This window comes from Ureibacillus massiliensis 4400831 = CIP 108448 = CCUG 49529 (assembly GCF_000772965.1).
Lineage (GTDB): Bacteria > Bacillota > Bacilli > Bacillales_A > Planococcaceae > Ureibacillus > Ureibacillus massiliensis.
In genome coordinates, this window is sequence record NZ_JPVQ01000001.1 from 255,971 (window position 1) to 278,050 (window position 22,080).

Genomic DNA, 22,080 nt, shown 5'->3' on the forward strand with positions numbered 1-22,080 from the left:
TCAATTTTTGAGCGCGAAAGCAATCCGAAAAGTAGCCAAGCGATAATTCGATCACATAGAAATCCGATTCGGGCGGATAACACCCTTATTGGATCACATAGAATTAATTTTTGAGCGCAAAATCAATCCGAAAAGTAGCCAAGCGATAATTCGATCACATAGAAATCCGATTCGGGCGGATAACACCCTTATTGGATCACATAGAATTAATTTTTGAGCGCAAAATCAATCCGAAAAGTAGCCAAGCGATAATTCAATCACATAGAAATCCGATTCGAGCGGATAACACCCTCATTGGATCACATAGAATCAATTTTTGAGCGCGAAAGCAATCGGAATACAACCAAGCCATAATGGGATCATATTGAACCTGTTTTTAAGCACTAGATACCCATCAAAAACTTTCCATAACACTAGCTATACTGCAAAAATTTCTATATACTAATAAAGTGACTTTTTTCGAAATGACGTACAGTTAAACAATAAATATAATAAAATAAATAGAGCGAATAATTAGAGGTGAAATACATGTTTGATCGTCTGCAGGCGGTTGAAGATCGTTATGAAAGGCTAAATGAATTACTTAGCGATCCAGACATCGTAAGCGATAGCAAAAAGCTTCGTGAATATTCAAAAGAGCAATCGGATATTCAGGAGATGGTTGAAGTTTATCGCGAATATAAGCAAGTAAAGCAACAGCTAGCTGATGCTAAAGAAATGTTGGATATTGAAAAAGATCCAGAAATGCACGAGCTTGTTAAAGAAGAGTTTAATGAATTAAATGCCCGCATTCCACAATTGGAAGAGCGTTTAAAAATCCTTTTAATACCGAAAGATCCGAATGATGATAAAAACGTTATCATGGAGATTCGTGGGGCAGCTGGTGGGGACGAAGCGAACATTTTTGCAGGTGACCTATTCCGCATGTATACACGTTATGCTGAAACACAGGGCTGGAAAATCGACATCATGGAAGCAACACCAAATCCAGCAGGTGGTTATAAGGAAGTTATCTTTATGATTAATGGTCAAGGTGCTTATTCAAAATTCAAATTTGAAAATGGTGCACACCGTGTACAACGTGTTCCTGCAACAGAATCTCAAGGTCGTATCCATACTTCAACAGCTACAGTCGCTTGTTTACCAGAAGTAGAAGAAGTAGATGTTGAAATTCATGAAAAAGATATCCGTGTTGATACATTTGCATCATCTGGTGCGGGTGGTCAGTCTGTAAATACAACGATGTCAGCTGTTCGTATGACCCATCTTCCAACAGGTGTTGTTGTATCTATGCAAGACGAACGTTCGCAAATTAAAAACCGTGAGAAAGCATTAAAAATTTTACGTGCCCGCGTAGCTGATAAGTATATGCAGGAAGCGCAAAAAGAAATCGATGCAACACGTAAATCTGCTGTTGGTACAGGAGACCGTTCTGAACGTATTCGCACATATAACTATCCACAAAATCGTGTCACAGACCATCGTATCGGCTTAACAATCCAAAAGCTAGATCAAATTATGGAAGGTAAGCTTGATGAAATTATTGATGCACTGATTTTAGAAGACCAATCTGCGAAATTGGCGAACTTAAATGATGAAGCATAAAACAAATTATGAGGCCCTGCAATGGGCTTCTTCTTTTTTACTAGAGCATGGTCGTGACGAGAATGCTGCACGGTTGTTATTGCAGAACGTTTTAAAAACGAATTATTCAGGATTAATGATGCGAATGCACGATGAAATAACATCAGAACAGCTCATGCAATTCGAACTATACGTAAAACAGCATGCAGAAGGAAAGCCTGTTCAATACATTACAGGTGTAGAAGAGTTTTATGGTAGAACTTATCAAGTGGATGAATCTGTATTAATTCCTCGTCCAGAAACAGAAGAATTAATCGAAGGTACACTAAAACGAATACAAACACTATTTGGGGATAAAAAAGAACTCAACATTGTGGATATCGGTACTGGTAGTGGAGCAATTGGGATTACAATGAAATTGGAGTACCCAACAGCAAATGTTACGGCGACGGATATTTCAGAAGCCGCGCTCCAAACCGCGAAGAAAAACGCTAAATTGCTGAATGCGGAAATCGATTTTCGTTTAGGAGATTTAACTGAACCGATTCGAAAGCAAAAATGGGATGTGGTATTATCCAATCCACCATACATCGCATTTCAAGAGGCAGAAGAAATGTCTGAAGTTGTATTAGCCCACGAGCCACATAATGCATTGTTTGCGGAAGAGGATGGCCTTATTCTATATCGCAAACTAGCAGAAAACCTTCCAAATCTATTAAATAAACCAGCATTAATAGGTGTTGAAATAGGTTATACACAGGCAGTAGCAGTGGCAAATTTCTTTAAAAATAGTTTTCCACAAGCCAAAATCGAAATCGTAAAAGATATTAACAAAAAAAATAGAATGATTTTTTGTGAAATACATGAATAAAAAAATTCCTTTCTGACAATGATGTTGTCAGGGAGGAATTTAATATGTTAAATGATTACGAGATTACAAGAGTTGAAGAAAAAATTGATTATCATCCAATAGTTAGTGTTTTAAGACTTATCGCAGGTGGATTAGCAATCTACTGTATTATTCTAATGACACCACATTTTTTTAATGGAATCTATGAAACTCGAGAAAATTTAATAGAAGATTCATTGAAAATTCGTGTAGTAGCAAATAGTAATACATTTGCAGACCAAAAACTAAAAGAAGATATGGTGGAAAACTTATCCCCGATTTTCAATGAAATTAAACAAAACGAAATGTTAGCTGTGAGTAATGAGGAAGCGTTACAAAAATTATCAACAGCTATTGAACAAAACTATCCACAACACGATGTAAAGGTAACGGTAGGGGAGCACTTAATCCCAGCAAAAGCCGATTTTCATTATTTTTATCCACAAAGCTTTTATGAATCGATTGTTGTAACAATTGGAAGTGGCCGTGGGGATAACTTCTGGTGTAGTATTTTCCCTGATGTATGTGAGGGTCCGAGTGGTGACGATAAGGATCAGAAAAACAATTCTGAATCAGAGAAAGAGGAAGAGCCAGAAGTCGTGTTTGTTATTTGGGAATGGTTTTTAAGTTTATTTGGTTTATAATTTTGTAAAATACAAGATATACACAAATTTCTGAAAACTTATACACAATTGGTAGTGACTTTTCCACAAATTGTGCATAAGTGTGTTGGAACCTTTATTTAAAGGGAGATGTTCATATGGAAACAATTCGAATTTCTGTGGAAAATAATGTGGATAGTACAGAACTTTATTCACAAGCTGTGGATTTATTAAATGAAGGGGAAGTTGTTGCATTCCCAACTGAAACCGTATATGGCTTAGGGGCAGTGGCAACAAATGACCAAGCAGTGAAAAAAATATTTAAAGCAAAAGGTCGACCTTCAGATAATCCACTCATCGTACATATTGGAACTATTGATGAGGTATCTCATTATATTGAATATATACCAGAAAATGCTAGAAAATGTATGGATGCATTTTGGCCAGGGCCATTAACGATTGTAATGAAAGCGAAAGATAACATATTGGCACCTAGTGTAACAGCAGGATTAGAAACAGTTGGATTACGTATGCCAAGTCATCCAGTTGCGTTAAAATTACTCCAAACATTAAAAAAACCAGTCGCTGCGCCTAGTGCAAATCGTAGTGGCAAACCAAGTCCAACGAAAGCACAGCATGTGGAAGAGGATTTACAAGGAATTATTCCATTAATATTGGATGGTGGAACAACAGGAATCGGTCTTGAGTCAACAGTGCTTGACGTAACCGTTAATCCACCGGTGATATTACGTCCAGGTGGAGTTACGAAAGAAATGTTAGAAGATGTAATTGGACAAGTCATGCAGCCAAATCAAGAGCAGCAAAAGCTTGACTCAACGCCAAAAGCACCGGGAATGAAATATACACATTACGCTCCAAACGCGCCAGTTTATTTAATCGAAAGCAATAAAGAACTCGTTCACAAAGCCCTTATAAAATTGAAAAATGAAGGGAAAAAAGTAGCGCTATTAGCACCCGTTTCATATAAAGAATTGCAAAGTGACTTTTTCTTCCAAATTGATCATGAAGGGGTTCAGCTTTATGATGCTCTAAGATCTTGCGATAAAACAGATGCAAGTATAATATTGGCAACGGCCACAACTGTCGAAGGAGTTGGTGCAGCAATTATGAATCGATTAGAAAAAGCTGCGGGTGGAAAGTGGTTTGAAGCAGAATATGAGTAAATATAAATTAAATAAATGACTGTACATATTTCTGACTATATATGTACAGTCATTTTATTTTTTTTGGAAAGCTACATATCTTTAAAATTCCCATAGATAATGCTGAATCAAGTAGTTCAATGATTCGTTGGTCCTTCAGGTATATTTTACTGTACGCTGATTAACAACATAATGAAAAACAAGGGTTTCACAATAGTAAGAAACATAATTAAATAACTGTACCTGTATTTTAGATAATTAATGATATTGCCTGTCCTTTGAGCATAAAATGGTAAAAATTTAGCTTAAGGAAAGAGGACTTTAATTGCAGGAGATATTAATCGGACTTATTGTGGCACTTGATGTAGTGGCACTTTATTTATTGCTTCCCACTGTAAAAAAACGATTCTTATTAGCAGTTTGGACAGCCCTTTTACATATGATTTTTCCCATCATCGGGTTTACCCTAGGAAGCTGGATGGTTCAAATTCTAATGCAATGGTCAAACTTAATTTCGAGCACTTTATTATTTTTTATTGGCCTCCATTTAATTTTATCTACACAAAATCGTCAAATTAAGCCAATTCCAGTCCCAATTTTAGCTGTTTCTGCCAGTTTAGACACCTTTTCAGTTAGCATTTCTTTTGGTATGCTTAATTTACAAAAATATTTATTTATAGTAAGTGCAGGTATTTGGACATTTTTACTATCTTATATATCTTTGTACATTGCTAAAAGAGGTCATCGTTCCTTTAAAGGGAACTCTTTAAAGTGGATTGCTGGAATTTCTTTAATTTCTTTCAGCATTTATGCATTCATGAACAACTAAGATTTGAGATAAAATTCAAAAGAAAGAGTGAAGCAAACAGCATGAATATTTATTTTGTTTGTACAGGAAATACTTGTCGAAGCCCAATGGCAGAAGCAATTTTAAAACATAAACAATTGGATGGGGTTCATGTTAAATCGGCAGGAATATATGCATTAGAAGGAGGAGGAATATCAGAAAATTCAAAAGCTGTCCTTGAAAAGGAAAACATACCTTTTGAACATAAAACGAGCCAAGTAAATGAAAATGATATTGAATGGGCAGATCTGATATTGACGATGACATTAGCCCATAAGCAGATGATTCTTCATTCATTTCCAATGGCAAAAGACAAGACCTTCACTTTAAAAGAATATGTAGCACCATACAGTTCTAAAGACGTATCAGATCCTTTCGGAGGAGACATTTATACGTATACACAAACATATCAAGAACTAAAAAAACTGATTGATGAGCTCGAAATCAAAATCAATGGAGGCTAATACTAATGAATGAAAATAATAATAAAACATTTAGCTTACGTAAGAAACTTGTTTTATTTGTAACGTTACTTGCACTTATCACTTATTCAACTAGCTTTGTGTTTATTCATTTCCTTCATCCATATTTCTTCTCAAATTTTGCGTTTTTATCAAATAAAATCTGGTTTGAAATACTTACATATATTTTAGGGATTACATGGTCAGGTATTTTAGCTGCTATTTTAAGTGTTGTCATAACAAAACCATTGCAACGGTTAGAAGCAACAGCAACTCGTGTAGCGGAAGGTAAAATTGGACAAGATGTGGATATGCCGAAAACACGCGACGAAATCCAATCTGTTGCAGAAGCATTCCAGTTAATGCTTGTGAATCTTCGTCAAATGGTAGAAAGTATTGATTCAAACTTCCAAAAAACGAATTCTGCTATTATTGATTTATCAGAACAAACAGCATCTGCCTCTAACCAAGCGGAAGGGATTGCTCGTACTGTCGGGCAAATCTCATCGGGTGCAGAATCTTCTGCTGAAGCTGTACAAGAAACAGTTGAAGCGATAGAAGATGTAAGAGAGCTTGCTACTGAAGTAAATCAACGTGCATTAAATTCGGCAAATCAATCAAAGCAAATTATTGGTGAATTAAATACAACAACTGATTCAATTCAAGGTTTAGTAAATAGCATACGTAAAATTGTAACAGGCAATGAAGATGCTTTAAAAAATATCCATCAATTAGAGAAAAATGCTGAACAAATTGAGCGCATTATCGGTCTTGTTGGAGATATTGCGGCGCAAACGAATTTACTCGCGTTAAATGCCTCCATTGAAGCGGCGCGTGCTGGTGAGCATGGAAAAGGTTTTGCCGTTGTTGCTGAAGAGGTTCGTAGTTTAGCAGATGAAAGTGCAAAAGCAGTTCAAGGGATTACATCACTTATTCAAACAATGCAAGAAAACGTATCAATCGTTGTACATCAAATGAATGATCAAGTTGCTTTTGCTGTTAAAGAATCAGCAAAAGTTTCAGAGACTACTACTTTAGTAGAAAGTATGGCAAATAGTGTTCATGAGATGGCAGATGCAGTTGTTGAGATTTCGGCTCTAATTGAAAAGCAAATGTCTAATATTGAAACAACAGCACATCAATCTCAGGAAGTTGCTGCTATTGCAGAGCAAACATCTGCTGGTGCAGAAGAAGTGCGAAGTGCAACAGAAGAGCAAGCCTATGCTATTGAACAAATTGAAAAATTGTCGAAAGACTTGAAATTGCAGTCTGAACAGCTTTACAAAGTAATACAACAATTCGATCGTACTCAGTAAAAGGAACAGTTTAATAAAATGTAAGTCGAGAAGGTTAACCTATGAGAAAGTTCATTAGGGTTAACCTTTTTTATTAATAACTTTCATTTATAAGGGGAAAAAATAGGTTGTCTCTGATATGGATAATTTTGGGGTTTGAATCAATTTTAAAGTTCATCCTATCTAGAATGATAAATAATCTTGGATTTTAGTTTTCGTATTTGATAAACCGAACAAAAGGCGAATAATATGTTCGATATTCTCATGTTTACTATTAAAATATGAACATTTTATTATATGTAAGCGAAAACATTCGTATTTTGAGAAATTGTTTTAATGAAAGATGTGAAATTTCATGTTATTCTATTTCAAGAAGTGGTACACTGTTGATGATATGTTTTAACGGAGTTTTCCGTTTATAAAACCGCTATAGAACTAACAATACATTCAAAAGCTTAAATACATGAATATGTTAGTAAATAGCATTCAACACAAAAATGAGCAGTAAAAGTAAAATGCAGAACAATCGAAGTGAGGGAATAACATGAAAATAGCCATTTCTTCAGATCACGGTGGCAATAATTTACGTAAAGAAATCATGGCGCTTCTAGATGATCTTCAAATACATTATGAAGATTTTGGACCACAAACAACAGATTCAGTCGACTATCCAGACTTTGCAAAACCAGTTGCAGAGGCTGTAGCAAAAGGCGATTTTGATCGTGGTATTTTAATTTGTGGTACGGGAATTGGTATGTCCATTGCCGCTAATAAAGTCAAAGGCATTCGTTGTGCATTAGTACACGATGTATTTAGTGCAAAGGCAACAAGATGTCATAACGATTCAAACATTTTAGCGATGGGAGAACGTGTTATTGGCCCAGGTCTTGCTTGTGAAATAGTAAAAACATGGTTAAACACTGAGTTTGAAGGTGGGCGTCACGTACGCCGAGTAGAAAAAATTTCTGAAATTGAAGGGTAAGTGCTAACATTGGCAACTTTAGATCTTATTCAAAAACAAATTTCTCTACTATTAACAGAATTGGAACAACAAGTGGAGTTTCAACCAAAGCAATTGTTTGTAGTTGGGTGTTCTACTTCTGAGGTACTCGGATCAAAAATTGGAACTGCTGGTGCAATGGAAGTAGCGGACATCTTATATGAAGAGCTTGCTACATTTGCACAAAAACACGACTTATATTTAGCTTTCCAAGGCTGTGAGCATATTAACCGCGCATTAACATTGGAATATGAAGCTGCTCGAGAGTTTGGCTATGAGCCTGTAACAGTCATTCCGGTAAAACATGCTGGTGGGTCTATGTCAGCACACGCTTATTCAAAAATGAAAAAGCCAGTTGTCGTTGAATATATTCGCGCACATGCAGGAATTGATATTGGTCAAACTTTGATTGGCATGCATTTGAAAGAAGTTGCTATTCCCATCCGTACATCTGTTAAACAGATTGGTGAGGCAGTAGTGACGATTGCAAAAACTAGACCAAAGTTAATAGGCGGACCACGTGCAGTCTATGAATAACTAATAGCACTGATTTCAATTCAGTGACTTTAGTTCAAAAAGTTGAATCATCTCTAAGAACCTTGTAAAGACTTCTATGACATTTCTATCAAAGGTGCTCAAAAATCTATCTAAAAGAAAAGATACGAAAAATTTGTAACTCAACTAATTAATTCAACCTGAATTTGTTAGTTTGAAATAAATAAAAATAACTTTCTATTTAGGGGGACATATTAAAATGGCTTATGAAAAACTAGCTGCACAAGATAAAGCGGTATTAGAAGGAATTTTAGCAGAGAAAAAGCGTCAACAATCAAACATCGAATTAATTGCATCTGAAAACTTTGTTTCAGAAGCGGTTATGGAAGCACAAGGTTCTGTATTAACAAATAAATACGCTGAAGGTTATCCAGGTAAACGTTACTATGGTGGCTGTGAACATGTAGACGTGGTAGAGGATATTGCTCGTGATCGTGTTAAAGAATTATTTGGTGCGAAATTTGCGAACGTACAACCTCACTCAGGTGCACAAGCAAATATGGCTGTTTATTTCACAATTCTTGAACCTGGCGATACAGTACTTGGTATGAACCTATCACATGGTGGTCACTTAACACATGGTTCACCAGTAAACTTCTCAGGTGTTCAATACAATTTCGTAGAATACGGTGTAACAAAAGACACAAACGTAATCGACTATGAAGATGTACGTGCAAAAGCTTTAGAAAATAAACCAAAATTAATCGTGGCTGGTGCTTCAGCATACCCACGTGAAATTGATTTTGCGAAATTCCGTGAAATCGCTGATGAAGTTGGCGCATATTTCATGGTAGATATGGCGCATATCGCAGGTCTTGTTGCGACAGGTGAACATCCATCTCCAGTACCATATGCTCACTTTGTTACTTCAACAACTCACAAAACATTACGCGGTCCTCGTGGTGGATTGATTTTAACAAACGACGAAGAACTAGCTAAAAAAATTGATAAAGCTATTTTCCCTGGTATCCAAGGTGGTCCATTAATGCACGTAATCGCTGCAAAAGCAGTTGCTTTTGGTGAAGCATTACAACCTGAATTTAAAGAATATGCAATACAAATTAAGAAAAATGCAAAAGCTCTTGCAAATAGCTTAACAGCAAACGGCTTAAAGCTTGTGTCTGGTGGTACAGATAACCACTTATTACTAGTAAACGTTAAATCTGTTGGCTTAACTGGTAAAGTAGCTGAACATTTACTTGATGAAGTTGGTATTACAGCAAATAAAAATACAATTCCTTACGATGAAGAAAAACCATTTGTCACTTCAGGCATTCGTCTAGGTACAGCGGCAGTGACTAGTCGTGGATTCAAAGAAGAAGACTTAGAAGAAGTTGGTTCAATAATTGCAACACTTCTTAAAAACCCTGAAGATGAAGCAGTTAAAAACGAATGTGCTAATCGTGTGAAAGTACTTACAGACAAATATCCATTATATGCTTAATCATTAAAAAAGAGACCCTAAAGTGAGTGGTAAATACTTGCAGGGTCTCCTTTTTTCTATGAAAACAATATGTTTACTTGCAGTATTATATAAATGTAAAATACTAATTAAATAATACTATTATTTTCAAGGAGGGGAGAAAGAGATGACAACTAAACCCTTGAATAGTAAAAATGATGCTTTATTTCAGACTTTAAAAAGCATAGGAAACCAATCGAAAAAAAGCTATGTCATTTTAGAATTGGTGAACAAGCAGCTGAAAATTTGTTATTGCAATGAACAACTTTATAATATAACTCGATATACATCGAATGATTTAATAAATAAGTCTTTTGAAACTCTATTCTCCAATGAAAATAGTAGTGTTTTAAAGCAAGTAGAAGAAAATATACATAAAGGTGAGTTGTTTAAAGAAGATTTATTGCTGAATATATTTTTAGACACACCAATATTAGTAGATGTTACGATTATCCCACTCCAGCTTGAAAAAGGAGAAGGTCTCTTATCATTACTAATCATAAATGAATTTTCACATAATCATTTGGAACAAATCCTTCATCACATAGAAGAACAAATCTATAAAGCAATTGAACATGAAAGTACATTAGTGAAAAAGTTGCAAATCGTTTGTGAAGGCATCGAAGAATTATTAAATGGACGAACGGTTTCAAAAATCTACATCCGAGAAAATAATAATCATAAACAGCTTCAAATGGTGATGGCACAAAAATATGGGCTGGAAGAGCCATATATATTCAGAAGAAGAGCTGATATCCAGTATTTAAATAATTTGATTGACCAAGCAGAACTTAATATGTACGAAAATATTGATTATCATAGACTCGATGAATGTACTCGAAAAGTTATAGAAGAGAAAGGTTTAACAAAATACTGTACAGTACCTATTGAAAATCATGTTAACAATCGAATTGGTATGATTGTAATTTATTTTGATAGCATTGTCTTTGATCATCTCGAAAGATATAAAGCGTTTCTTCATAAAATTAATAATTTAATTTCGTTAGCTTATATTTATGACCAGAAGCTGAGGGAGATCTCTTTTCTAGCCTACAATGATGTGTCTACAGGTATACCAAATCGACTAGGCTTTATGGAAAGTTTAAAAGAGTTAGAGCAGAAGCAAATATATGGCCTTATCCATATTATAGAGCCTAGTGAATTCGCAGAAGTCGTCGAGTTATATGGGCGCGAAGCAGGCGATGAACTACTAAATCAATTATGTAGAAAGTTGAAAATGCTGCGAAGGAAAGAAGAGGATTTCATCGCTCGTTTTTCAAGCTCAAAAATTATTGCCTTCACTCATCATAAAAAAGGTGAAAAGATAGTTGATTTTAATCGGATTTCAGAAACGTTAGTTGAAGTACCTTTTATTATTCAAAATAATCCCGTATACATAACGTTGAAATGTGGTATAGCACCATTCAATGAAGAGATTCCATACAAAGATTCTATACGCTTTGCTGAAAATGCCTTTTCAGAAGCAAAACATCGCGCGGGGAATGTATTAGTTTCCTTCAAAGGTGACATGGATGGAAAGCTAAAAAAGAACTTATTAATTAGTAGTCTTTTAACAAAAGCAGTAAAAAATAGTGAGATAGAGGTTTATTTCCAGCCTAAGGTGAATTTAAAGGATGGGTCTATTAGTAGTATTGAAGCTTTAGCAAGATGGAATTCACCGACACTAGGTTTTATTTCCCCATTTGAGTTCATGCCTGTTGCTGAAAAGACAGGGTTAGTAAGGGAAATCGATTTACAAGTTATAGAAAAAGTCTTGCAATGGTTTAGTTTGCGTGAAGAAAAAAGAAAGCCAATTGTCCCAATCGCTGTAAATATTTCTCCAGATCATTTTTATCATCCGAGATTTGTAGATCAGCTTGTCGAATTAGTAAAAAAATATAACGCAAACCCTTGTAATATTATTATTGAAATTACAGAAAATATGAGTCTTGTTGATCTAACAAAAGCAAGAAGAATCATCAGGGAGTTAAAATTTTGGGGCTTTCGTACAAGTGTCGATGATTTTGGTATGGGCTATTCATCATTAAACTACCTTCAGGAGCTTTCCTTCGCCGAGTTAAAAATCGATCGCAATTTTACGATGAAAATTCATGAAAAAGGTACATATGCCATCGTGAAAGCAATCATACAAATTGCACAAGCATTAAATATTGATACTGTTGCTGAAGGAGTGGAAACCGAAGAACAAGCACGTACATTAAAGGAACTAGGCTGTGATACAGGGCAGGGCTACTTATTCTATAAACCTATTTCAATGAAAGAATTTGAAGAAAATATTGAGTTGTAATCTTGGATGTAGCTAATACGTGGCTGCATCTTTTTTCTGTTTTGAAGAAGATGCGGGAACATAATTAAAATGGATTTTAAGCTTTAAGTTAGTTGGGGAGTTTGCTTATTGGTCCTAAACGAAGAATAAATAAAGCTGAAAGGAAAGTAACGAAAGAATCCACATAGTTAATAGCATTTTAATAGATAATACGTATATGAAATTTCTATGTAATAAAAGTGTCGAAAACTGTACTTTTGAGACACCTACAATTTTGTTATACTTATAAGGATAAACAACAGATAGGAGAGATCCCAATGGGCAAAGTATATGTATTTGATCATCCATTAATCCAGCATAAGTTAACGTATATTCGCGATAAAAATACTGGAACAAAAGAATTTAGAGAATTAGTTGATGAGGTTGGCACTTTGATGGCTTTTGAAATAACAAGAGACATGCCATTAGAAGAAATTGATGTGGAAACACCAGTACAAACAGCGAAAGCAAAAGTATTATCAGGTAAGAAAATTGCACTTGTGCCAATTTTAAGAGCAGGTCTTGGAATGGTTGAAGGCGTTTTAAAACTAATTCCAGCTGCGAAGGTCGGACACATCGGATTATATCGTGATCCTGAAACTCTAAAACCAGTTGAATATTACGTAAAACTTCCAACAGATGTGGAAGAACGTGAATTCATCGTAGTTGACCCAATGCTTGCTACTGGGGGATCTGCTGTTGAAGCTATATATGCATTGAAAAAACGTGGTGCTAAAAATATTAAATTCATGTGTTTAATTGCTGCTCCAGAAGGTGTAGAAGTTATGCAAGAGGCCCATCCTGATGTGGATATTTACATTGCTGCACTAGATGAGAAACTAAACGATCATGGCTATATCATTCCTGGACTAGGTGATGCAGGTGACCGTTTATTTGGAACGAAATAATTCCAGCATTTAAAAATTATGAGTTAAGGTGTTCCAAAGGCAAGGGATATTCAATTTGCTCTACTTACTTTAAACACATGGGATTGACGGGATACTAAGAAATGAAATCTCACCCGACGTGTGAAAAGCGTACAATATAGGAAACAAAAGAGGTGTTCTTTAGTATCAAACGAAAAGTCGTTTCATTGTACTAGAGAATCCCCCTTAGTCCTGTATAAAGAGAGGTTAGCTTTAAAAGTTACTATTACAACGTTAACGAATGCTTTCTCCCTTGAACGAATTTCGTAGCAATATTTCAAAATCCCAGAACTAACAAGAGCCCCAAGCAAAACTCACAAATTTCATGCCTAAACAAAAACGATAATATTTACATACAAAGGATGGTGCAGTTATTTTGCAAAAAAAGTGGAAAGTAATGACCATATTTGGGACTAGACCAGAAGCGATTAAAATGGCACCGCTTGTTTTAGAGCTTGAAAAGCATCCAGATGATATTGAATCTATCGTTGCTGTTACTGCACAGCATCGTCAAATGCTAGACCAAGTATTAGAAACATTTGAGATTACGCCAAATTATGACTTAAACATTATGAAGGACCGCCAAACATTGATTGACGTTACAACAAATGCACTGCGTGGCCTTGATGAAATTATGAAAGAAGCAAAACCAGATATTGTCCTTGTTCACGGGGATACATCTACAACATTTGTTGGAAGTCTTGCTGCTTTATACAATCAAATCGCCATTGGTCATGTTGAGGCAGGTCTAAGAACAGGGAATAAATACTCACCTTATCCTGAGGAAATGAATCGACAATTAACAGGTGTAATGGCAGACTTGCATTTTGCGCCAACTGAACAATCAAAAGAAAATTTATTAAAAGAAAATAAAAATCCAGAAACAATATTTGTTACTGGAAATACAGCAATTGACGCATTAAAAACGACAGTTCGTGAACAATATAGTCATCCTGTTTTAGAGAAAATAGGAAAGGATCGTATGATTCTACTTACAGCACACCGTAGAGAAAACTTAGGCGATCCAATGCGTCACATGTTCCGCGCAATTAAACGTCTTTTAGCAGAGCATGAGGATGTGCAAGTGGTATATCCAGTTCATTTAAATCCCGCAGTTCGAGAAGTAGCTGATGAAGTATTAGGCAATGACGAAAGAATTCATTTGATTGAGCCACTTGAGGTTTTAGATTTCCATAACTTTGCTGCAAGATCTTACATGATTTTAACCGATTCTGGTGGTGTACAAGAAGAAGCACCATCCCTAGGGAAGCCAGTTCTAGTATTAAGAGATACGACAGAGCGGCCGGAAGGAATTGCTGCGGGTACATTAAAGCTTGCAGGAACAGAAGAAGAAACAATTTACTCAATGGCAAAAGAATTGCTAGAGGATCAACATGCCTATGAAAAAATGGCAAAGGCCTCAAATCCATATGGAGACGGAGAAGCATCACGCCGAATCGTTGAAGCATTGATTAATTTCCTAAGTAAAAGTAAATAATACTATTCATTATTATAATTTGCCTAGAAAAGGTAAATTATAATAATGAAGAAATTATATTAGGGAATTGCAACTGTTTTATTAAAAATAAATAGGTAGCAATATTTAAGAACTCTATTAGTAAATTATGAATTTAATTCCTTATTTTATGTAATCGGCGAATTTGATCACTAACATGAAATTCTGTTTGCGCTCCTTTACTAGCAATGCACAAAATTGCAATGTACCAAAATAATGACTTTAAGAGTAAATCTTGTCAAGAAAGTATTAATTTTTTTAGATTTTATTTTTTAAACAAGATGAAAGTAAATTTAATAAACAAGTCAAAATTCATTCATGAATTTGTCAACAATTTGACAATGTTTTTGAAGTTGTGAAGTTTTTCACCTTAACTAATTGACATCATTTTTTGGCTATTGTATGCTTACAAAGGGTAAGTGTGATAAGGGTTTTTCAGGGTCAACTGGCCAAAAAACACTTGTTATATCAAGTTTCTACTAGATTGACAGTTAAAACTGTTTAACGTCAATTTGCAACGTCATCAAGCGTTAATTTGCTAAAATTTACTGCGGGAAGTAGCAATAAAACAGAAGTTTCCCTCGAATTCGAGAAATTTCGACATTATGACATCATTCTTAGTTGTTTTATTCATTTGTGAAGTCCGTAAGTAAACATGCACTTGATATCAAAAAAGTGGCAACCGATTACATGTTTACTCGAAAAAAGATCAGGAGATATATGCCAATGCTAGATTTGCATCACATTTTCGCTATGCAGAAGAAAGCGTTATTTTTTTTGTTCGCTCTCAGTGCATTAGGTTGGGGATTTACATCTTATCAATCCATATTCCTAGGAATAAGTTTAGGTGCATTCTTTGGTACATATAACTTTTGGATTCTAGTTCGACGGATGGACAAGTTTGATCGGAATTTGGGCGAAGGAAAGAGAACAGCCTCGCTCGGGACAGCATTACGCTTTGGATCAGGTGTTGCAGCAGTAGCTATCGCGATTACGTTGCCAGAATATTTCCACTTAATTAGCACAGTAACTGGGCTAATGATTCCGTACGTATTCCTCATTGTAGGGGCTATCGTATATTTAGTTAAAAATAAGTAGAGCAATGGAAAGTGAGGTGAAATGCAGTAATGAATCATAGTGCTCCAGAGTTAACGTTGGACTTAGGTGTGTTTTCGCTCACGTTCAACCTTTCCACAGTTTTAATGTTATTGATTACAGCTGTTATCGTGTTTATTATCGCAGTTGTTGCTACTCGTAATTTGAAGCTAAAACCAACAGGGATGCAAAACTTCTTTGAATGGATTATGGACTTCGTAAAAGGAATCATCGGTAGTAACATGGACTGGAAAACAGGTGGGCGATTCCACGTATTAGGGATCACGCTTATCATGTTTATCGCAGTAGCGAACCTTTTAGGGTTACCATTTTCAGGTATCGTTATAAATGGCGATTTATGGTGGAAATCACCAACAGCTGACCCAGTAGTTACAATGACGTTAGCATCTATGATAATGGTTCTATCCGCTTACTATGGTATTAGAATGCGCGGTGCAAAACATTATTTTGGAACTTTCTTCCAACCGATGTCTTTCATGTTCCCGCTAAAAATTATCGAAGAGTTCGCGAACACATTAACATTAGGTTTGCGTCTATACGGTAACATTTACGCTGGTGAAATCTTACTTGGCTTACTAGCAGGTTTAGTAGGTTCAGGTGCTGTAGGTTTCTTAGGCGGTATTATCCCAATGATGGCATGGCAAGGATTCTCGATCTTTATCGGCTTTATCCAAGCATTCATCTTCACTATGTTAACAATGGTTTATCTTTCACATAAAGTGAGCACAGACCATTAATAATAAAAGCTTTTAGTGTCTTACATTAATTTGCTTTAAAAAAACAAAATTTTAAACAATTCCAAGGAGGATTTTAATCAATGGTAGGTTCAGTAGGTTTATTAGCAGCGGCAATCGCAATCGGTTTAGCAGCATTAGGAGCAGGTATTGGTAACGGTCTTATCGTATCTCGTACAGTAGAAGGTATCGCTCGTCAACCAGAAGCACGTGGCGTTCTTCAAACTACTATGTTTATCGGGGTTGCGTTAGTAGAAGCATTACCGATCATCGCGGTAGTAGTAGCATTCATCGTAATGAACCAATAATGGTTGAATTTAAATTTAAGGATGGCGAAGCAATTTTCCTTTAAGAAACTTCGCCATTCCTTTTATTGAGAATAGACGACAGTTGTCTATGAAGTTTTTCTGAAATTGAAAGTAAATTATTTTTAAATAGAAGAAAAGCGTCTTTTTGCTCGAATATCCTAGTGTACATATCACTTAGGGCAGGACATTCAAGTTCCATTGAGCGTTCATGGGCGCATGTGAATCATAGCTCTTGAAGGGAGTGAAACAATCGTGGGTTTAGATTATTTAGTACTGAACGCGGCGGAAGGTGACCATTTATTTAATGGTGGTGACGTACTTGCTACAGTTATCATCTTCGCTGTTTTAATGTTACTTCTTAAAAAATTCGCTTGGGGTCCATTAATGGGCATCATGAAACAACGTGAAGAGTTAGTTTCTAGCGAAATCGATGCAGCTGAAAACGCTCGCAAAGAGGCAGCAGCACTTTTAGAGGAACATAAAGCTTTATTAAAAGAAGCACGCACTGAAGCACAAACAATTATTGAGAGTGCGAAAAAACAAGGCGATGCTCAACGTGAAGAAATTATTTCAGCAGCTCGTGCAGAAGCAAACCGCTTAAAAGATTCTGCTGTTCGTGAAATCGAAACAGAAAAAGAAAAAGCAATCGCAGCTGTACGTGAAGAAGTCGTTTCACTATCAGTTCTTGCAGCATCTAAAGTTCTTGGTAAAGAAATTTCTGAAGAGGACAATAGTGCTTTAATTAAAGAAACGATTGCGAAGGCAGGCGTTGCAGAATGAGTAAATCTCAAGTAGCAAAACGTTATGCCGAAGCATTGTTTCAATTAGCGCAAGAAAAAAACGCTCTTGTTGAAGTTAGTAACGATCTAAAAGAATTAGTAAAAGTAATTGAAAGTACTCCAGAGTTAATTTCATTACTTGTTAATCCTAAATTCTCTATCGAACGTAAAAAACAAATTGTTGCAGAAGTATTCTCTAAAGCAAATCCATTTGTTGTAAATACACTAAATCTTCTTATTGAGAAGAAACGAGTAAATGAAGCAGCAAATTTAGCTGAAGAATTTTCTGAACTAGCAGCAGCAGCTCAAGGTTTTGCTGTAGCAAAAGTATTCTCAACTCGTGCATTAACAGACGATGAATTAAATGAAATCTCTTCTGCATTTGCAAAACGTGTTGGTAAAGAACAACTTAACATTACAAACGAAATCGACCCATCAATTTTAGGTGGCGTGCGAGTTCAAATCGGTAACTACATTTTTGATAACACTGTAGCTAGCAAGCTTCAGGGTTTAAAACGTACGTTAGTTGGTTAATCAAAAAGAAATGTGAGAGGTGACATTCATGGGCATCAAGGCTGAAGAAATCAGCGTGCTGATAAAAAAGCAGATTGAAAATTACCAATCTGAATTAGAAGTAAGCGAAGTTGGTACAGTTATCACTGTTGGTGACGGTATCGCTCGTGCTCATGGCCTCGACAACGTCATGGCTGGAGAATTATTAGAATTCTCAAATGGTGTTATGGGTATGGCTCAAAACTTAGAAGAAGGTAACGTTGGTATCATTATTCTAGGTAACTACCTTGGCATTAAAGAAGGCGATGAAGTTCGTCGTACAGGTCGTATCATGGAAGTACCAGTTGGTGAAGAACTAATTGGTCGCGTTGTAAACCCACTAGGAATTCCTGTGGATGGACAAGGCCCTATTAATACTACAAAAACTCGTCCTATCGAAAGTCCAGCTTTCGGTGTAATGGCTCGTAAATCAGTACACGAACCATTACAAACAGGTATCAAAGCGATTGACGCTCTAGTACCAATCGGTCGTGGTCAACGTGAGTTAATCATCGGTGACCGTCAAGTTGGTAAAACATCTGTTGCGATCGATACAATTTTAAACCAAGCAGACCAAGATATGATTTGTATCTATGTTGCAATTGGTCAAAAAGAATCTACAGTACGTGGCGTAGTAGAAACACTACGTAAAAACGGCGCTTTAGATTACTCAATCGTTGTAACTGCATCTGCTTCTCAACCAGCTCCATTATTATACTTAGCTCCTTATGCTGGTGTATCTATGGCTGAAGAGTTCATGTTACAAGGTAAACACGTATTAATCGTATATGATGATTTATCTAAACAAGCAGCAGCTTACCGTGAGCTTTCATTATTATTACGTCGTCCTCCAGGTCGTGAAGCTTATCCTGGTGACGTATTCTACTTACACAGTCGTTTATTAGAACGTGCTGCGAAATTAAACGAAACATACAAAAATGGTTCGATTACAGCTCTTCCATTCGTTGAGACTCAAGCTGGGGATATCTCTGCATACATCCCAACTAACGTTATCTCAATTACAGATGGACAAATTTTCTTACAATCTGACTTATTCCACTCAGGTGTACGTCCAGCGATTAACGCCGGTTTATCAGTATCACGTGTAGGTGGATCTGCGCAAATTAAAGCGATGAAAAAAGTTGCTGGTACACTACGTCTTGACTTAGCTGCTTACCGTGAACTTGAATCATTCGCACAATTCGGTTCAGATTTAGATAAAGCAACTCTTGCTAAACTTGAACGTGGTAAACGTACAGTTGAAGTATTAAAACAAGAGTTAAACAAACCATTAAAAGTTGAAAAACAAGTTGCGATTCTTTATGCATTAACTCGTGGATTCTTAGATGATATTCCAGTAAAAGATATCACTCGTTTCGAAGCTGAATTCTTAAGCTGGTTAGATGTAAACCACACAAACGTTTTAGATCATATCCGTACAACTAAAGAACTTCCATCTGATGAAGAAATGGCTAACGCTATTAACGAATTCAAAAAAACTTTCGCTAAATCAGAGTAAGTTTTACTTTGCCCGAATGTGATTAAAATGAAAAGGTGGTGAATTACCAGTGGCAAATTTACGTGATATAAAAATTCGTATTAACTCAACAAAGAAAACAAAATCGATGACGAAAGCCATGCAAATGGTTTCTGCATCTAAGAAAAACCGTGCAGAATTAAACGCGAAATCTTACGTTCCTTACATGGAAAAGGTACAAGACGTTGTTGCGGCTATTGCTTCAGGTACATCTGATGCATCCCATCCAATGTTAGAAACTCGTCCAGTTAAGAAAACAGGTTATATTGTGATTGGTTCTGATCGTGGTCTTGCAGGTGCTTATAACTCAAACGTTATTCGTGAGTTAACTCGAACACTTAATGAACGACATAAGTCAAAAGACGAATATGTTATTTTGGCTATCGGACGTGTAGCAAGAGATTTCTTTGTTAAACGAGGCTACAATGTCATTGATAGTGTAGTAGGTCTACCTGACCAACCTACATTCTCAGACGTAAAAGCAATCGCTCGTAAAGCTGTTGGTATGTTCGCTGATGGTACATATGACGAATTATATATGTACTATAACCACTATATCAGTGTTATTTCACAAGAAGTGACTGAGAAAAAGGTATTACCAATTACAGATTTAGCACCAGCATCTGAAGGTATTTCAGCTTCTTATGAATTCGATCCAAGTGCGGATGCAATTTTAGAAGTATTGCTACCACAATATGCAGAAAGCTTAATCTATGGTGCTTTATTAGATGGTAAAGCAAGTGAACATGCTGCCCGTATGACAGCGATGAAAGCTGCAACTGACAATGCTGACGAGTTAATCAAATCATTAGATCTTGTTTACAACCGTGCACGTCAAGCAGCTATTACTCAAGAAATTACAGAAATCGTTGGTGGAGCAGCAGCCTTAGAATAGGCTGTGCTTCCCAATGTCGTTATAAGGTTTAAGCGAGCAAACATTCTTAAAGCAAGACTTTTTGATCATGTTTTGCCCGCTAGTTACCATACTCGATAGGAGGTACAAAGGAATGAACATAGGACACGTTATCCAAGTAATGGGTCCAGTTGTTGACGTAAAATTCAGCAACGGTCAATTACCAGCAATCTATAACGCTTTAACAGTTAAGATTGAACGTCCAAATGAAGAAGCTGTTACTTTAACTTTAGAAGTAGCCCTTCATTTAGGTGACGACTCTGTCCGCACAATTGCCATGTCATCTACTGACGGACTGCAACGTGGTGCAGATGTTACAGATACAGGAAAAGCAATCTCTGTACCAGTTGGTGAAGTAACTTTAGGACGTGTATTCAACGTACTAGGTGAAGTTATCGACTTAGGAGAAGAAATTCCAGAGAGCGAACGTCGTGATCCAATTCACCGTGAAGCTCCAAAATATGATGATTTAACTACAGAAGTTCAAATTCTTGAAACAGGTATTAAAGTAGTAGACTTATTAGCTCCTTATATCAAAGGTGGTAAAGTAGGTTTATTCGGTGGTGCCGGTGTAGGTAAAACTGTATTAATCCAAGAATTAATTAACAACATCGCTCAAGGTCATGGTGGTATCTCTGTATTCGCTGGTGTAGGTGAACGTACTCGTGAAGGTAACGACTTATTCCACGAAATGAGTGACTCTGGCGTTATTAGTAAAACATCAATGGTATTCGGTCAAATGAATGAGCCACCTGGTGCACGTATGCGTGTTGCCTTAACTGGTCTTACAATGGCTGAATATTTCCGTGATGAACAAGGACAAGACGTTCTTTTATTCATCGATAACATCTTCCGTTTCACTCAAGCAGGTTCTGAGGTATCAGCGTTATTAGGTCGTATGCCTTCTGCCGTTGGTTACCAACCAACTCTTGCTACTGAAATGGGTAACTTACAAGAACGTATTACATCAACAAACAAAGGTTCTGTTACATCAATCCAAGCGATCTATGTACCAGCCGATGACTATACTGACCCAGCTCCAGCAACAACTTTCGCTCACTTAGACTCAACAACTAACCTTGAACGTAAGTTATCTGAAATGGGTATCTATCCTGCGGTAGATCCACTTGCATCAACTTCTCGTGCTTTATCACCTGAAATCGTTGGTGAAGAACACTACAACGTTGCTCGTGCAGTACAATCAACTATCCAACGCTATCGTGAATTACAAGATATCATCGCTATCTTAGGTATGGATGAATTATCTGATGAAGATAAACAAACAGTTGAACGCGCTCGTCGTATTCAATTCTTCTTATCACAAAACTTCCACGTTGCGGAACAATTCACTGGTCAACCAGGTTCATTTGTACATGTAAAAGATACTGTACGTAGCTTCAAAGAAATCCTTGAAGGTAAATATGATCACTTACCAGAAGATGCATTCCGTCTAGTTGGTAGCATTGAAGAAGTAGTAGAAAAAGCTAAAGCTATGGGCGTAGAGGTATAATCACG

Annotated in this window: 21 protein-coding genes; all 21 read left to right on the top strand. The window is 36.3% G+C overall.

Annotated features, from left to right (window positions below):
* The first annotated feature begins 528 nt into the window (after positions 1 to 528).
* A complete protein-coding gene (gene prfA / locus CD30_RS01255) occupies positions 529 to 1,605 on the top strand; it encodes a peptide chain release factor 1 (protein WP_036171262.1) in 1,077 nt (358 codons plus the stop codon).
* Positions 1,592 to 2,455, top strand: coding sequence for a peptide chain release factor N(5)-glutamine methyltransferase (prmC, locus tag CD30_RS01260; protein WP_036171265.1), 864 nt, complete (start codon positions 1,592 to 1,594; stop codon positions 2,453 to 2,455). The genes prfA and prmC overlap by 14 nt, the downstream gene beginning before the upstream one ends.
* A 44-nt stretch (positions 2,456 to 2,499) precedes the next feature.
* Positions 2,500 to 3,117 carry a stage II sporulation protein R gene (locus CD30_RS01265; RefSeq protein WP_052126004.1) on the top strand — a complete coding sequence of 206 codons (618 nt, stop codon included), beginning with the start codon at positions 2,500 to 2,502 and terminating at the stop codon, positions 3,115 to 3,117.
* A gap of 116 nt (positions 3,118 to 3,233) precedes the next feature.
* Positions 3,234 to 4,259: an L-threonylcarbamoyladenylate synthase gene (locus tag CD30_RS01270; protein WP_036171268.1), complete on the top strand. Its 1,026-nt coding sequence runs from the start codon at positions 3,234 to 3,236 to the stop codon at positions 4,257 to 4,259.
* A 304-nt stretch (positions 4,260 to 4,563) separates the two neighbouring features.
* Entirely contained in the window at positions 4,564 to 5,067 is a 504-nt protein-coding gene (locus CD30_RS01275) for a manganese efflux pump MntP (protein WP_036171271.1), read from the top strand.
* A 41-nt stretch (positions 5,068 to 5,108) separates the two neighbouring features.
* On the top strand, positions 5,109 to 5,549 hold the full coding sequence (locus CD30_RS01280; protein WP_036171274.1) for a low molecular weight protein arginine phosphatase: 441 nt from the start codon (positions 5,109 to 5,111) through the stop codon (positions 5,547 to 5,549).
* 5 nt (positions 5,550 to 5,554) lie between these two features.
* Positions 5,555 to 6,862 carry a methyl-accepting chemotaxis protein gene (locus tag CD30_RS01285; protein WP_036171277.1) on the top strand — a complete coding sequence of 436 codons (1,308 nt, stop codon included), beginning with the start codon at positions 5,555 to 5,557 and terminating at the stop codon, positions 6,860 to 6,862.
* 523 nt (positions 6,863 to 7,385) lie between these two features.
* A complete protein-coding gene (gene rpiB / locus CD30_RS01290; RefSeq protein ID WP_036171279.1) occupies positions 7,386 to 7,823 on the top strand; it encodes a ribose 5-phosphate isomerase B in 438 nt (145 codons plus the stop codon).
* 9 nt (positions 7,824 to 7,832) lie between these two features.
* Positions 7,833 to 8,378: a TIGR01440 family protein gene (locus CD30_RS01295; RefSeq protein WP_036171467.1), complete on the top strand. Its 546-nt coding sequence runs from the start codon at positions 7,833 to 7,835 to the stop codon at positions 8,376 to 8,378.
* Positions 8,379 to 8,595: 217 nt separating this feature from the next.
* Positions 8,596 to 9,840: a serine hydroxymethyltransferase gene (gene glyA, locus CD30_RS01300; protein WP_036171282.1), complete on the top strand. Its 1,245-nt coding sequence runs from the start codon at positions 8,596 to 8,598 to the stop codon at positions 9,838 to 9,840.
* Between the two features lie 145 nt (positions 9,841 to 9,985).
* Positions 9,986 to 12,166 carry an EAL domain-containing protein gene (locus CD30_RS19385; protein ID WP_052126005.1) on the top strand — a complete coding sequence of 727 codons (2,181 nt, stop codon included), beginning with the start codon at positions 9,986 to 9,988 and terminating at the stop codon, positions 12,164 to 12,166.
* 296 nt (positions 12,167 to 12,462) lie between these two features.
* On the top strand, positions 12,463 to 13,092 hold the full coding sequence (gene upp, locus CD30_RS01310; RefSeq protein WP_036171284.1) for a uracil phosphoribosyltransferase: 630 nt from the start codon (positions 12,463 to 12,465) through the stop codon (positions 13,090 to 13,092).
* 394 nt (positions 13,093 to 13,486) lie between these two features.
* On the top strand, positions 13,487 to 14,608 hold the full coding sequence (gene wecB / locus CD30_RS01315) for a non-hydrolyzing UDP-N-acetylglucosamine 2-epimerase (RefSeq protein ID WP_036171287.1): 1,122 nt from the start codon (positions 13,487 to 13,489) through the stop codon (positions 14,606 to 14,608).
* Between the two features lie 744 nt (positions 14,609 to 15,352).
* Positions 15,353 to 15,724: an ATP synthase subunit I gene (locus CD30_RS01320; protein ID WP_036171291.1), complete on the top strand. Its 372-nt coding sequence runs from the start codon at positions 15,353 to 15,355 to the stop codon at positions 15,722 to 15,724.
* A gap of 29 nt (positions 15,725 to 15,753) precedes the next feature.
* Positions 15,754 to 16,479, top strand: a complete 726-nt coding sequence (gene atpB / locus CD30_RS01325) for a F0F1 ATP synthase subunit A (RefSeq protein ID WP_036171294.1) — start codon at positions 15,754 to 15,756, stop codon at positions 16,477 to 16,479.
* 80 nt (positions 16,480 to 16,559) lie between these two features.
* Positions 16,560 to 16,784 carry a F0F1 ATP synthase subunit C gene (gene atpE / locus CD30_RS01330; RefSeq protein WP_036171299.1) on the top strand — a complete coding sequence of 75 codons (225 nt, stop codon included), beginning with the start codon at positions 16,560 to 16,562 and terminating at the stop codon, positions 16,782 to 16,784.
* Between the two features lie 252 nt (positions 16,785 to 17,036).
* Positions 17,037 to 17,564 (top strand): F0F1 ATP synthase subunit B, encoded by a 528-nt coding sequence (gene atpF / locus CD30_RS01335; protein WP_036171300.1) that lies wholly within the window; start codon positions 17,037 to 17,039, stop codon positions 17,562 to 17,564.
* Complete coding sequence (locus CD30_RS01340) at positions 17,561 to 18,097, top strand: F0F1 ATP synthase subunit delta (protein WP_036171303.1); 537 nt, start codon at positions 17,561 to 17,563, stop codon at positions 18,095 to 18,097. Before atpF ends, CD30_RS01340 begins: the two co-directional genes overlap by 4 nt.
* Positions 18,098 to 18,125: 28 nt before the next feature.
* A complete protein-coding gene (gene atpA, locus CD30_RS01345; protein ID WP_036171305.1) occupies positions 18,126 to 19,634 on the top strand; it encodes a F0F1 ATP synthase subunit alpha in 1,509 nt (502 codons plus the stop codon).
* Between the two features lie 49 nt (positions 19,635 to 19,683).
* Positions 19,684 to 20,547, top strand: a complete 864-nt coding sequence (gene atpG, locus CD30_RS01350; protein ID WP_036171307.1) for an ATP synthase F1 subunit gamma — start codon at positions 19,684 to 19,686, stop codon at positions 20,545 to 20,547.
* Positions 20,548 to 20,659: 112 nt separating this feature from the next.
* Positions 20,660 to 22,075: a F0F1 ATP synthase subunit beta gene (gene atpD / locus CD30_RS01355; protein ID WP_036171309.1), complete on the top strand. Its 1,416-nt coding sequence runs from the start codon at positions 20,660 to 20,662 to the stop codon at positions 22,073 to 22,075.
* Positions 22,076 to 22,080: the final 5 nt, after the last annotated feature.

What these genes read in the sequence shown, in the direction of transcription:
- CD30_RS01270 (WP_036171268.1), top strand. Translation starts at nt 3,234, where the DNA reads ATGGAAACAATTCGAATTTCTGTGGAAAATAATGTGGATAGTACAGAA.
- upp (WP_036171284.1), top strand. Translation starts at nt 12,463, where the DNA reads ATGGGCAAAGTATATGTATTTGATCATCCATTAATCCAGCATAAGTTA.
- glyA (WP_036171282.1), top strand. Translation starts at nt 8,596, where the DNA reads ATGGCTTATGAAAAACTAGCTGCACAAGATAAAGCGGTATTAGAAGGA.
- CD30_RS01280 (WP_036171274.1), top strand. Translation starts at nt 5,109, where the DNA reads ATGAATATTTATTTTGTTTGTACAGGAAATACTTGTCGAAGCCCAATG.
- CD30_RS01320 (WP_036171291.1), top strand. Translation starts at nt 15,353, where the DNA reads ATGCTAGATTTGCATCACATTTTCGCTATGCAGAAGAAAGCGTTATTT.
- atpE (WP_036171299.1), top strand. Translation starts at nt 16,560, where the DNA reads ATGGTAGGTTCAGTAGGTTTATTAGCAGCGGCAATCGCAATCGGTTTA.
- rpiB (WP_036171279.1), top strand. Translation starts at nt 7,386, where the DNA reads ATGAAAATAGCCATTTCTTCAGATCACGGTGGCAATAATTTACGTAAA.
- prmC (WP_036171265.1), top strand. Translation starts at nt 1,592, where the DNA reads ATGATGAAGCATAAAACAAATTATGAGGCCCTGCAATGGGCTTCTTCT.
- atpD (WP_036171309.1), top strand. Translation starts at nt 20,660, where the DNA reads ATGAACATAGGACACGTTATCCAAGTAATGGGTCCAGTTGTTGACGTA.
- CD30_RS19385 (WP_052126005.1), top strand. Translation starts at nt 9,986, where the DNA reads ATGACAACTAAACCCTTGAATAGTAAAAATGATGCTTTATTTCAGACT.
- atpB (WP_036171294.1), top strand. Translation starts at nt 15,754, where the DNA reads ATGAATCATAGTGCTCCAGAGTTAACGTTGGACTTAGGTGTGTTTTCG.
- CD30_RS01265 (WP_052126004.1), top strand. Translation starts at nt 2,500, where the DNA reads ATGTTAAATGATTACGAGATTACAAGAGTTGAAGAAAAAATTGATTAT.
- atpA (WP_036171305.1), top strand. Translation starts at nt 18,126, where the DNA reads ATGGGCATCAAGGCTGAAGAAATCAGCGTGCTGATAAAAAAGCAGATT.
- prfA (WP_036171262.1), top strand. Translation starts at nt 529, where the DNA reads ATGTTTGATCGTCTGCAGGCGGTTGAAGATCGTTATGAAAGGCTAAAT.
- CD30_RS01285 (WP_036171277.1), top strand. Translation starts at nt 5,555, where the DNA reads ATGAATGAAAATAATAATAAAACATTTAGCTTACGTAAGAAACTTGTT.
- CD30_RS01340 (WP_036171303.1), top strand. Translation starts at nt 17,561, where the DNA reads ATGAGTAAATCTCAAGTAGCAAAACGTTATGCCGAAGCATTGTTTCAA.